The sequence below is a fragment of the Rhodanobacter caeni genome (assembly GCF_039523575.1).
In the GTDB taxonomy this organism is placed as follows: Bacteria; Pseudomonadota; Gammaproteobacteria; order Xanthomonadales; family Rhodanobacteraceae; genus Rhodanobacter; species Rhodanobacter caeni.
Window position 1 is genome coordinate 926,219 of record NZ_BAAAFO010000002.1, and the last position, 11,854, is coordinate 938,072.

At 62.8% G+C, this 11,854-nt stretch carries 7 protein-coding genes, 2 rRNA genes and 1 pseudogene; 8 read left to right on the forward strand and 2 right to left on the reverse strand.

Annotated features, from left to right (window positions below):
• Positions 1-108 precede the first annotated feature (108 nt).
• A 23S ribosomal RNA gene (locus ABD017_RS08540) occupies positions 109-2,991 on the forward strand.
• Positions 2,992-3,247: 256 nt separating this feature from the next.
• Positions 3,248-3,361, forward strand: a 5S ribosomal RNA gene (rrf, locus tag ABD017_RS08545).
• A 200-nt stretch (positions 3,362-3,561) separates the two neighbouring features.
• Here rrf and ABD017_RS08550 read toward each other — a convergent pair.
• Positions 3,562-4,577 (reverse strand): annotated as a pseudogene (locus ABD017_RS08550) (IS3 family transposase).
• Between the two features lie 142 nt (positions 4,578-4,719).
• On the opposite strand from ABD017_RS08550, the gene ABD017_RS08555 reads away from it, so the two are divergent.
• Positions 4,720-4,923 (forward strand): hypothetical protein, encoded by a 204-nt coding sequence (locus ABD017_RS08555; RefSeq protein WP_425543699.1) that lies wholly within the window; start codon positions 4,720-4,722, stop codon positions 4,921-4,923.
• A gap of 66 nt (positions 4,924-4,989) precedes the next feature.
• Here the strand turns inward: ABD017_RS08555 and ABD017_RS08560 are convergent, their stop codons facing one another.
• Complete coding sequence (locus ABD017_RS08560) at positions 4,990-5,925, reverse strand: carbohydrate kinase family protein (protein ID WP_343882101.1); 936 nt, start codon at positions 5,923-5,925, stop codon at positions 4,990-4,992.
• 271 nt (positions 5,926-6,196) lie between these two features.
• Here ABD017_RS08560 and ABD017_RS08565 point away from each other — a divergent pair, with 271 nt between their 5' ends.
• Genes ABD017_RS08565 through rodA form a run of 5 tightly spaced genes read left to right on the forward strand, consistent with a single transcriptional unit; the run spans position 6,197 to position 11,820 of the window.
• The gene (locus ABD017_RS08565) at positions 6,197-7,243 is read left to right on the forward strand and encodes a rod shape-determining protein (RefSeq protein WP_343882103.1); all 1,047 of its coding nucleotides are present in this window, start codon (positions 6,197-6,199) and stop codon (positions 7,241-7,243) included.
• 30 nt (positions 7,244-7,273) lie between these two features.
• Positions 7,274-8,230, forward strand: coding sequence for a rod shape-determining protein MreC (mreC, locus tag ABD017_RS08570; protein ID WP_343882105.1), 957 nt, complete (start codon positions 7,274-7,276; stop codon positions 8,228-8,230).
• Positions 8,227-8,712, forward strand: a complete 486-nt coding sequence (gene mreD, locus ABD017_RS08575; protein WP_343882107.1) for a rod shape-determining protein MreD — start codon at positions 8,227-8,229, stop codon at positions 8,710-8,712. The genes mreC and mreD overlap by 4 nt, the downstream gene beginning before the upstream one ends.
• Before the next feature lie 31 nt (positions 8,713-8,743).
• Positions 8,744-10,708, forward strand: a complete 1,965-nt coding sequence (gene mrdA, locus ABD017_RS08580) for a penicillin-binding protein 2 (protein ID WP_343882109.1) — start codon at positions 8,744-8,746, stop codon at positions 10,706-10,708.
• A complete protein-coding gene (rodA, locus tag ABD017_RS08585; RefSeq protein WP_343882111.1) occupies positions 10,705-11,820 on the forward strand; it encodes a rod shape-determining protein RodA in 1,116 nt (371 codons plus the stop codon). The genes mrdA and rodA overlap by 4 nt, the downstream gene beginning before the upstream one ends.
• The last annotated feature ends 34 nt before the right edge of the window (positions 11,821-11,854 follow it).

Genomic DNA, 11,854 nt, shown 5'->3' on the forward strand with positions numbered 1-11,854 from the left:
GACAAGCGTCTTGGTTCAATCGAACCGAGGCAAGTGTTAAGGCACGAAACGAAGTAACTTGGCTGCACCTGATGAGGGTGCATGCCCCGAGGCGACTTGGGGTTATATGGTCAAGCGACTAAGCGTATACGGTGGATGCCTTGGCAGTCAGAGGCGATGAAGGACGTGGCAGCCTGCGAAAAGTGTCGGGGAGCTGGCAACAAGCTTTGATCCGGCAATGTCCGAATGGGGAAACCCACCGCTTAGGCGGTACCGTGCACTGAATCCATAGGTGTACGGGGCGAACCCGGGGAACTGAAATATCTAAGTACCCGGAGGAAAAGAAATCAACCGAGATTCCCTCAGTAGCGACGAGCGAACGGGGACTAGCCCAAAAGTATCTTGTGTTCTAGTCAAACGGGATGGAAAGCCCGGCCATAGATGGTGATAGCCCAGTCGACGAAAGGGCACTTGATATGAAATTGAGTAAGGCGGGGCACGTGAAACCTTGTCTGAACATGGGGGGACCATCCTCCAAGGCTAAATACTCCTGACTGACCGATAGCGAACTAGTACCGTGAGGGAAAGGCGAAAAGAACCCCGGAGAGGGGAGTGAAATAGACCCTGAAACCGTATACGTACAAGCAGTGGAAGCCCGCAAGGGTGACTGCGTACCTTTTGTATAATGGGTCAGCGACTTACTGTCAGTGGCAAGCTTAACCGTATAGGGGAGGCGAAGGGAAACCGAGTCTGAATAGGGCGCATAGTCTCTGGCAGTAGACCCGAAACCGAGTGATCTATCCTTGGCCAGGTTGAAGGTGCGGTAACACGCACTGGAGGACCGAACCCACATCTGTTGCAATAGATGGGGATGAGCTGAGGATAGGAGTGAAAGGCTAAACAAACTCGGAGATAGCTGGTTCTCCTCGAAAGCTATTTAGGTAGCGCCTCGGACGAATCTTCCTGGGGGTAGAGCACTGTTATGGCTAGGGGGTCATCGCGACTTACCAAACCATGGCAAACTCCGAATACCAGGACAGACTATCCGGGAGACACACGGCGGGTGCTAACGTCCGTCGTGAAAAGGGAAACAACCCAGACCCGCAGCTAAGGTCCCCAAGTTCTAGCTAAGTGGAAAACGATGTGGAAAGGCATAGACAGCCAGGAGGTTGGCTTAGAAGCAGCCATCCTTTAAAGAAAGCGTAATAGCTCACTGGTCGAGTCGGTCTGCGCGGAAGATTTAACGGGGCTAAGCTAGACACCGAAGCTCGGGGTGTGCAGTTTCGACTGTACGCGGTAGAGGAGCGTTCCGTAAGCCTGTGAAGGTGTGTCGTAAGGCATGCTGGAGGTATCGGAAGTGCGAATGCTGACATGAGTAACGATAATGGGGGTGAAAAGCCCCCACGCCGAAAGCCCAAGGTTTCCTCGCGCAACGTTCATCGGCGCAGGGTGAGTCGGCCCCTAAGGCGAGGCAGAAATGCGTAGTCGATGGGAAGCTGGTTAATATTCCAGCACTTTTCTCAAGTGCGATGTGGGGACGGAGAAGGTTAGGTCTACCGGGCGTTGGTTGTCCCGGGGAAAGGCGGTAGGCATGCATCTTAGGCAAATCCGGGATGCTTTATGCCGAGCACCGAGACGAGTCCTCTTTGGACGAAGTGACTGATACCACGCTTCCAGGAAAAGCCACTAAGCTTCAGCTTGAGAAAAACCGTACCGTAAACCGACACTGGTAGGCAGGGTGAGAATCCCAAGGCGCTTGAGAGAACTCGGGTGAAGGAACTAGGCAAAATGGCACCGTAACTTCGGGAGAAGGTGCGCCCCTTTTGGTGGCTACGTGCGTAGCTGAGCTGAGAGGGGTCGCAGTAACCTGGCCGCTGCGACTGTTTATCAAAAACACAGCACTCTGCAAACACGAAAGTGGACGTATAGGGTGTGACGCCTGCCCGGTGCTGGAAGGTTAATTGATGGGGTCAGCCGCAAGGCGAAGCTCTTGATCGAAGCCCCAGTAAACGGCGGCCGTAACTATAACGGTCCTAAGGTAGCGAAATTCCTTGTCGGGTAAGTTCCGACCTGCACGAATGGCGTAACGACAGCGGCGCTGTCTCCACCCGAGACTCAGTGAAATTGAATTCGCTGTGAAGATGCAGCGTTCCCGCGGCAAGACGGAAAGACCCCGTGAACCTTTACTATAGCTTTACACTGAACGTTGAGTTCTTCTGTGTAGGATAGGTGGGAGGCTACGAAACCGAGACGCCAGTTTCGGTGGAGCCATCCTTGAAATACCACCCTGAAGTGCTTGACGTTCTAACCTCGATCCGTAATCCGGACCAGGGACCGTGTATGGTGGGTAGTTTGACTGGGGCGGTCTCCTCCCAAAGCGTAACGGAGGAGCACGAAGGTACGCTCAGCGCGGTCGGACATCGCGCACTGTGTGCAAAGGCATAAGCGTGCTTGACTGCAAGATCGACGGATCAAGCAGGTACGAAAGTAGGTCTTAGTGATCCGGTGGTTCTGTATGGAAGGGCCATCGCTCAACGGATAAAAGGTACTCCGGGGATAACAGGCTGATACCGCCCAAGAGTTCATATCGACGGCGGTGTTTGGCACCTCGATGTCGGCTCATCACATCCTGGGGCTGTAGCCGGTCCCAAGGGTATGGCTGTTCGCCATTTAAAGTGGTACGCGAGCTGGGTTCAGAACGTCGTGAGACAGTTCGGTCCCTATCTGTCGTGGGCGTTGGAGATTTGAGGGGGGCTGCTCCTAGTACGAGAGGACCGGAGTGGACGTTCCGCTGGTGTTCGGGTTGTCATGCCCATGGCATTGCCCGGTAGCTATGAACGGAAGTGATAACCGCTGAAAGCATCTAAGCGGGAAGCACGCCCCAAGATGAGATCTCCCGAGAGCTTGACTCTCCTTAAGGCACCATCAAGACCAGGTGGTTGATAGGTCCGGTGTGGAAGTGCAGCAATGCATGAAGCTAACGGATACTAATGAGCCGTGCGGCTTGACCATATAACCCCAAGACGCTTCAACGTGCAGATCCCTCTGCGAAAGCCCAGCCATCCCTGGCCGGACTCCTCGAAAGAGCGATCGCCCCGAAGCATTTGCCGAATCGTTCGATCGATCTCGACGCTTGTCACTCGTTTATGTCTTATTTGACGCGAAGTCCTTTTCGCGAGGAGCCAAACCCGCCGTCCATGGCGGACTCTTCAGAAAGGCTTTGCTCCCAGACTGAAGCGGGCGCAACCTGCGCTGCTTCAACCCCTTCCCTGGCGGCCATAGCGGCGTGGTACCACCTGATCCCATCCCGAACTCAGAAGTGAAACGCGCATGCGCCGATGGTAGTGTGGCTCGCCCATGCAAGAGTAGGTCACCGCCAGGGGCTTTATCCCGAACAACCCTCACCGGAAACGGTGGGGGTTTTTCTTTGGTCGACGTTTGCGCTGATGACATTGCCCGGCTGGCGAGGCCCGATTGTACTTCCGGCGACAACCGGGTGATCGGTATTTCTGACAATCAAATCGCGTCGTTCCACCCCCGACGTCCCCCGGTTTGAGTAGCGGGACGGTCTAGAGTCCGGTGTCACTTTAACTGTTTCGCGTAGGCGGCAGGTGTCAGCCCACCCCAGCGCTTTCTTCGGTCGTTCCTCGTTGTACTCCCGTCGCCACCGTTCGATCTCGGCGCGTGCGTGCAACAGGCTGGGAAACCAGTGCTCGTTGAAACATTCGTCGCGCAAGCGGCCGTTGAACGATTCGATGTAGGCGTTCTGGTTCGGCTTGCCCGGTTCGATCAGACGCAACTGCACGCCGCGCTCGTGAGCCCAAGTCACCATCGCCTTGCCGCAGAACTCCTTGCCGTTGTCGCTACGGATGACCTTGGCAAGCCACGCGTGTGCGCCAGGCGATCCATCACGCGCGTCACGCCCAGGCCAGAAATCGCCCGTTCGACCTCGATGACCACCGCCTCGTGGGTGGCGTCATCGACGACCGTCAAGCACTTGATGACGCGACTTTCGGCCGTGCGATCAAACACGAAGTCCCTGGACCAGACTCCGTTGGCGGCTTTCGGTCGTGCCAATGGCTGTCGGTCCGCGACGGGGACCTTCTTCCGCTTGCGCCGACGCACCTGGAGCTTCGCTTCCTGATACAGCCGTTCCACGCGCTTGTAGTTCACCAGCAACCCCGCCTGCCGCAGCTTCAGATGGATCATGCCCACGCCATAGCGCTTGTGCCGCTGCGCCGGCGCCACGATGCGGTGCCGCAGCTCCACGTTGCGATCCGGGCATGGCGTATAGCGATACGCGCTGGCGCTCATGCCGGCGACCGCCAGCGAGCGTCGCTCGCTCAACCCCTTGTCGACCATCTGCTGCACCAGCTCGCGCCGAGCCGGTACGCTCACCACTTTTTTCGCAAGGCGTCCTTGATGACCTCATTCTCCAGCACCTGCTCGGCCAGCAGCTTCTTCAGCCGCCCGTTCTCCGTCTCCAGCTCCTTCAGCCGCCTGGCGTCGGGCACGCTCATCCCGCCGAACTTGCTGCGCCACAGGTAATACGAGGCCTCGCTGAAGCCATGCTTGCGGCACAACTCCTTCACTGGCATGCCGGCCTCCGCCTCACGCAGGAAGCCGATGATCTGTTCTTCGGTAAACCGCTTCTTCACGTCCAATCTCCTTCGGATGGGGGATTGGACTCCAAAGCACTGTGCTACTGAAAACCGGGGGCGTCGGCACGTCAATGCCACGGTGCTGAAGGTGAAGCTGGCGATGGCGATCATCGGCATTTCCTCGATCCACCTGCTGGCCACCTTCATCAAGGCGCGCAGCATGGATGGGGAAACGATCCTGTGGCAGATCCTGCTGCACCTGACCTTCGTGGTGTCCGCGGTGGCGCTGGCGTATATCGACCGGCTGACGCTGCCAGCGGGCAAGCATGCGGCCGCGCATTGAGCGCGCACGTCCCTTGCGCGCAACCTGGGGTTTCGCGCAAGGATGAAGTCAGGTGGCGGCAGACGATCAGTCCAGCGCGTAGCCGAACTGGCTGAGGAACTCGGCAGCAAACTCGTCGTAGGTGAATCGCTGGTTCTGGGTGCCCGGGTGTTCGACCTTCAGCGCGCCCATCAGCGAGGCCATGCGGCCGACGGTGGGCCAGTCCTTGCCGCGCATGATGCCGAAGATCAGGCCTGCGCGGTACGCATCGCCGCATCCGGTAGGGTCCACCACGGCGCGTTCGCGGGCGGGCGGAATCTCGTGGGTTTCGGTGCCGGCGTGGATGACCGACCCGCGCGGCCCCTGCGTCACGATATAGGCCTTCACGTGCGCCGCGATTTCCTCGGCGCTCCAGCCGGTGCGCGCCTGCAGCAGCTGGGACTCGTAATCGTTGACGATCACGTAAGTCGATTTGCCGATCATCGCGCGGAACTCATCGCCGTTGAACAGAGGCATCGCCTGGCCGGGATCGAAGATGAAGGGCACGCCGCGGGCCGCGAACTCCTCCACGTGCTGCAGCATCGCCTCGCGACCGTCCGGCGCCACGATGGCGAAATCGATTTGCGGAATGTCGCGGACGTGGTTCTCGTGCGCGCTGGACATGGCGCCGGGATGGAAGGCGGTGATCTGGTTGTTGTCGAGATCCGTCGTGATGAAGCACTGCGGGGTGAACTGGTCGTCGAATTCGCGCACGCTGCTCAGGCGGATTCCGCACTTTTCAAGATGCTTGCGGTAGGGCGCGAAATCCTGCCCCACCGTGGCCACCGGCAAGGGATCGCCGCCCAGCAATTTCAGGTTGTACGCGATATTGCCCGCGCAGCCGCCGAACTCGCGCCGCATCGCGGGCACCAAGAAAGACACGTTGAGGATGTGCACCTGCTCGGGCAGGATGTGATTCTTGAACTGATCCTGGAACACCATGATGGTGTCGTAGGCCAGCGATCCGCAGATGACGGCAGGCATGGTGGGCGAAGAGTCCCCGGAGTGAGTGGTATGCCGCGCTGGGCAGCAGGATGAGGCCGATGGCGGCCCGGACCAAAGGCTCGAATCCTACCGCGAACAGGCGCAATTCGCGACCGGACCCCTGCCTGCAAACTTCGTCCGGTGATACAGAAAACGTGCTTATCATCGTGTTGTGCAAGGCTTTCTTAACGTTATTGTCCTTGCGTGTATGGGTAACGCTGACTAGACTGGCGAGCTTGATTTTTGCTCAATACCGGCGCACGGCGGACCCATGTTCAAGAAGTTTCGCGGGATCTTTTCCAACGACATCTCCATCGATCTCGGCACGGCGAACACGCTGATCTATGTGCGCAGCCAGGGCATCATCTTGAATGAGCCATCGGTGGTGGCGATCCGCCAGGATCGCGGTCCCGGCGGCCCGCGCACGATTGCGGCGGTGGGCAGCGACGCCAAGCGCATGCTGGGGCGCACACCCGGCAACATCGCCACGGTGCGCCCGATGAAGGACGGTGTGATCGCCGACTTCACCATGACCGAGGCGATGCTGCAGCATTTCATCAAGCAGGTGCACAAGTCGCGCCTGCTGCGGCCCAGCCCGCGCGTGCTGGTGTGCGTGCCCTGCGGTTCGACCCAGGTCGAGCGTCGCGCCATCAAGGAATCCGCCGAGGGCGCCGGCGCGCGCGACGTGTTCCTGATCGAGGAGCCGATGGCCGCGGCGATCGGTGCCGGCATCCCGGTGCACGAGGCGCGTGGCGCGATGGTGCTGGATATCGGCGGTGGCACGTCCGAAGTCGCGGTGATCTCGCTCAACGGCATCGTGTACTCGCAGTCGGTGCGCGTGGGCGGTGATCGCTTCGACGAGGCGATCATCAACTACGTGCGGCGCAACCACGGTACGCTGATCGGCGAATCCACCGCGGAGAAGATCAAGCTGCAGATCGGCTGCGCCTTTCCGCAAAGCGAGGTGCGCGAGATCGAGATCTCCGGCCGCAACCTGGCCGAGGGCGTGCCGCGCATGTTTTCGATCAACTCCAACGAGATCCTCGAAGCGCTGCACGAGCCGCTGGCCGGCATCGTGGCGGCGGTCAAGTCGGCGCTGGAGCAGACGCCGCCGGAACTGTGCTCCGACGTGGCCGAGCGCGGCATCGTGCTGACCGGTGGTGGCGCGCTGCTGCGCGATCTCGATCGCCTGATTTCGGAAGAGACAGGTCTGCACGTGCAGGTGGCCGACGATCCGCTGACCTGCGTGGCGCGCGGTGGCGGCAAGGCGCTGGAGCTGATCGACCAGCACGGCAGCGATTTCTTCGCTCCCGAATAATCCACGGCAGCCGGGGGACCAGGGTCAGCCATGGCGCACGCGCGCGACGAATCCTCGCCGCTGTTCGCCGGCAATGCGGCCGGCACGCTGCGACTGATCTTCTACCTGGCACTGGCCGCGGTGGTGATGGTGCTGGACCAGCGCAATGGCTGGATGTGGCATGTGCGCCATGCGGCGGCGGCGGTGGTCGAGCCGATCTATCGGCTGGCGGGCCTGCCGGTTGCCGGGATGCGCACGATCAGCGTGGCGTTCGGCGATCGCCAGCGTCTGACCGAGCAGAACCAGCGCCTGCGCGAGGATCTGTTGCTGGCCAACGCCAAGTTGAACCGCATGGCTGCGGTGGCGCAGCAGAACCAGCATCTGAAGGAATTGCTCGACACCCGCCGCAGCCTAGAGCTCAACGTGCAGCTGGCGCGAGTCATCGGCGTTGACCTGGGCGCCTACAGTCACCGGATCATGCTCAACGTCGGTGCGCGCGACGGGGTCAAGGCGGGCCAGCCGGTGATCGATGCGCACGGCGTGATGGGGCAGGTGATCGACAGTCTCCCGACCACGTCGCTGGTGATGCTGGTGACCGACCCCGCACACGCCATTCCGGTGGTCATCGAACGAACGGGTTTGCGCACGGTGGCCTACGGCTCGCGCGGTGGTGATCAGCTGGTGCTGCCCACGATTCCGCTGGCAGCCGACGTGCGATCAGGCGACCAATTGCTGACCTCCGGGCTCGGCGGGCGCTTCCCGCCGGGGTTCCCGGTAGGGCGGATCACCGACGTGGCGCCTGCCGCCACCGGCATGTTCCTGGTCGCCCAGGTGAAGCCGGCGGCCGATATCGGCCGCAGCGAAGACGTGCTGTTGCTGCATGACCAGGCCGAACCGGATGGCCCGCCGCCGCCGGCCAAGCCGATCGGGCCGCCAAGCGAGCTGGCGCCGGCAAACGCGGTCGATGGATCGCCGAGCCCGCCGGCTCCGCCCGGAGCACCGCGATGAACCGCCAGAGCCTGATGCGCTGGTGGTTTGCCGCCACGCTGGTGATCGCGCTGTTGCTGATGCTGGTGCCGTTGCCCGGCCCGTTGGCGCCGTTCAAGCCGTATTGGCCGGCCCTGGTGCTGCTGTACTGGTCGCTGGAATCGGAAGATCGGGTGAGCCTTGGCCTGGCGTTTGCGGTGGGGCTGGGGGCCGACGTGGTCAATGGCGTGGTGCTGGGCGAACAGGCCCTGCGCTTGTGCGCCCTGGTGTTCATCGCCTTGCGCTTTCGTTCGCGGCTGCGTTTTTTCCCGATGTGGCAGCAAGCACTTGCGGTGCTGGCGTTGTTGTTGAACGACCGCATCTTGCTGCTGCTGGTACGGCTGCTGGGTGGCGCGTCGCTGCCGCCGGCCAGTTGGTGGATCGCGCCATTCGTGGGCGCGGCATTGTGGCCGTTCCTGTTCCTGCTGCTCGACGATCTGCGCGCGCGCTGGCGGATCCAATGAGGCCCGATCCCATCCAGCGCCATCCGGCGACATGAAGCGTCGGGCGATCAAGGACACCCGCGGCGAGGGGGTGATGTTCCGGCGCCGGGCCCTGGCCGGCTTTGCCCTGATCGTGGTGAGCCTGGGCCTGTTGCTGGCCCGCTTCGCCTATCTGCAGGTGGCGCGCCACGACGAGTTTGTCACCCGCTCGCAGAACAACCGAGTCAAGCCGCGTGCGATCCCTCCGGCGCGTGGCCTCATCTACGACCGCAACGGCGTGCTGCTGGCCGACAACGTGCCGGCGTTTCGGCTTGAGGTGGTGCCGGAGCAGGTCAAGGACATGCCCGCACTGCTGGCGCGGCTGGGCCGGGTGGTTCCGCTGGATCGCGATGACCTGGACGCGTTCGCCAAGCAGTTGAAGCAGAACCGCCGCTTCGAGAGCGTGCCGCTGAAAATGCACCTCACCGAAGACGAGATCGATCGCTTCGCGGTCAATCGCTGGCGGTTTCCGGGGGTCGACGTGGTGCCCTACCTGACCCGGCGCTACCCGCTGGGCGAGGCGTTCGCGCACGTCGTGGGCTACGTCGGGCGCATCGACGCCGACGATGTCGATCGTCTCGACCCGGTACGCTACAAGGGCACCAGCCACGTCGGCCGCAGCGGTGTCGAGCGGTCCTACGAGAACACCTTGCACGGCCAGCCCGGCTACGAGCTGGTCGAGGTCAATGCCGACGGCCGCACCCAGCGCGTGCTGGAAACACACGCGCCCACGCCGGGCAGCAACCTCTACCTCAGCATCGATGCGCGGTTGCAGAAGGCGGCCGAGGCGGCGTTCGAGGGGCGGCCCGGCGCGGCGGTGGCGATCGACCCGCGCAACGGCCAAGTGCTGGCCATGGTCAGCGTGCCCACGTTCGATCCCAACCTGTTCGTCAACGGCATCAGCCAGGTCGACTACAAGGCCCTGACCCACAACCCCGACAAGCCGCTGTACAACCGCGCGCTGCGTGGCGTCTATCCGCCCGGTTCCACGGTGAAACCGCTGGTGGGTCTGGCCGGGCTGGAAACCGGGTTTCGCAAGCCGCAGGACACCGTGTTTTCCACCGGCGTGTTCTACATTCCCGGCCAGTCGCGCGGGTATCGCGACGACGTGCGCGGCGGTCAGGGGCGGGTCAACCTGATGCAGGCGATCGAGCAATCGGTCAATACCTATTTCTACAAGCTGGCGCTGGACATGGGCATCGACCGGCTCAGCGACTACATGGCCAAGTTCAGCTTCGGCCGTCCCACCGGTATCGACCTGATCGGCGAGGTGTCCGGCGTGCTGCCTTCGCGCCAATGGAAGGCGGAGCATTCCAAGGAACCCTGGTATCCGGGCGAAACGGTGATCGCGGGCATCGGGCAGGGTTATTGGGCGGTTACCCCGCTGCAGCTGGCGCATGCCATCGCCACGTTCGCCGGGCATGGCATACCGTACGAGCCGCGCGTGGTGATGGCCACCCAGAACGGCATGGATGCGCCGCGCAAGCCGCTGCCCAATCCGCCGTCGGGACCTTCGCTGATCGCCAATCCCGCCGACTGGGACGCGGTGAACCAGGGCATGCAGATGGTCATCTACGGCGCCAAGGGCACCGGGCGCTCGCTGGCGGCGGGCTTTCCCTACCTGCTGGCCGGCAAGAGCGGCACCGCCGAGCGCTTCTCGCGCACCACCAACGCCTACGACACCAACCGCAGCACGGCCTATCTCGCCAGTCGCCATCGTGCCTGGTTCGTGGCCTATGCGCCCGCCGACAATCCGCAGATCGCGGTGGCGGTGCTGCTGGAATCGGGCGCGTGGGGCGCCTCGGCCGCAGGCCCGATCGCGCGGCGGATACTCGACGTATGGCTGGCCGGGCACGGTGGCGTATTGCCGGGGGCGACACGGTTGCCGGCGTCCACCGATCGCACGCCGTTGCCGGCCACCATGCCGACCGACGACGAGGAAGGCCCCGTCGCGCCGTCGCCGGAGGGCACGCCATGATCGAAGTGCTGTACGTGCGCGGGCGACGGTTCCTGCGCCGGATCATGACCCGCCCGCGCATCGACCTGCCTTTGGCCACGGGCTTGCTGCTGCTGGCCATCATCGGCCTGGTGACGCTCTACAGCGCGGGCGACGGCAACCTCGCCCTGGTGGGCGGGCAGGCCGGGCGCTTCGTGCTGGGCGGCGCCTTGTTGCTGCTGATCTCGCGCATTCCGCCGCAAGTGCTGCGCAGCTGGACGCCGTGGCTGTACGCCGGCAGCACCGCGCTGCTGGTGGTGGTGGCGGTGCTGGGCGAGGGGCGTGGTTCGATCCGCTGGCTGGATCTGGGCGTGATGCGCTTTCAGCCGTCCGAGTTGCTGAAGCTGACGATGCCGATGATGGTGGCCTGGTATCTGCACCCGCGCCCGTTGCCGCCGAGCTGGAAGGACATCGCGGTGGTGGGCCTGCTGATCGCCGTTCCCGCCGGACTGATCGCCGAACAGCCGGACCTGGGCACGGCGCTGCTGGTGACCGCCGCCGGCACCTTCGCGCTGTTCCTTTCCGGCATGGCGTGGTGGCGGATCGGCGCGCTGCTGGCGGCGGTGGGCGGCATGATTCCGGTGGCGTGGCATTTCCTGCATCAATACCAGCGCGACCGCGTGCTGACCCTGCTCAATCCGGAAGCCGACCCGCTGGGCAACGGCTGGCACATCATCCAGTCGCAGATCGCAGTGGGCTCGGGCGGCATCTTCGGCAAGGGCTGGCAGCACAGTACGCAATCGCGGCTGGATTTCCTGCCCGAGCACACCACCGATTTCATCTTCGCGGTGTTTTCCGAGGAGTTCGGCCTGGTGGGCGTCGTCGCGCTGATCGTGCTTTACGCCTTCATCATCGGCCGCTGCCTGTGGATCGCGATGGAAGCGCGCGAAACCTATTCGCGGCTGCTGGCAGGCGCCATCGGCATGAGCTTCTTCGTCTACGTGTTCGTCAACGGCGGCATGATCGCGGGCATGCTGCCGGTGGTCGGCGTGCCCTTGCCGTTGATCAGCTACGGCGGCACCTCGGCGGTGTCGCTGCTGGTGGCGTTCGGCGTGCTGATGTCGATCCACGCCAACCGCAAGCGGCATGCATGAACGCGGTCTTGCCGCGGGCCCGCCGTCGCGCCGA

Excerpts from the sequence above, each read along its gene's own strand:
- mreD (WP_343882107.1), top strand. The coding sequence starts at position 8,227 with ATGAACCGCCAGAGCCTGATGCGCTGGTGGTTTGCCGCCACGCTGGTG.
- rodA (WP_343882111.1), top strand. The coding sequence starts at position 10,705 with ATGATCGAAGTGCTGTACGTGCGCGGGCGACGGTTCCTGCGCCGGATC.
- ABD017_RS08565 (WP_343882103.1), top strand. The coding sequence starts at position 6,197 with ATGTTCAAGAAGTTTCGCGGGATCTTTTCCAACGACATCTCCATCGAT.
- mrdA (WP_343882109.1), top strand. The coding sequence starts at position 8,744 with ATGAAGCGTCGGGCGATCAAGGACACCCGCGGCGAGGGGGTGATGTTC.
- ABD017_RS08560 (WP_343882101.1), bottom strand. The coding sequence starts at position 5,925 with ATGCCTGCCGTCATCTGCGGATCGCTGGCCTACGACACCATCATGGTG.
- mreC (WP_343882105.1), top strand. The coding sequence starts at position 7,274 with ATGGCGCACGCGCGCGACGAATCCTCGCCGCTGTTCGCCGGCAATGCG.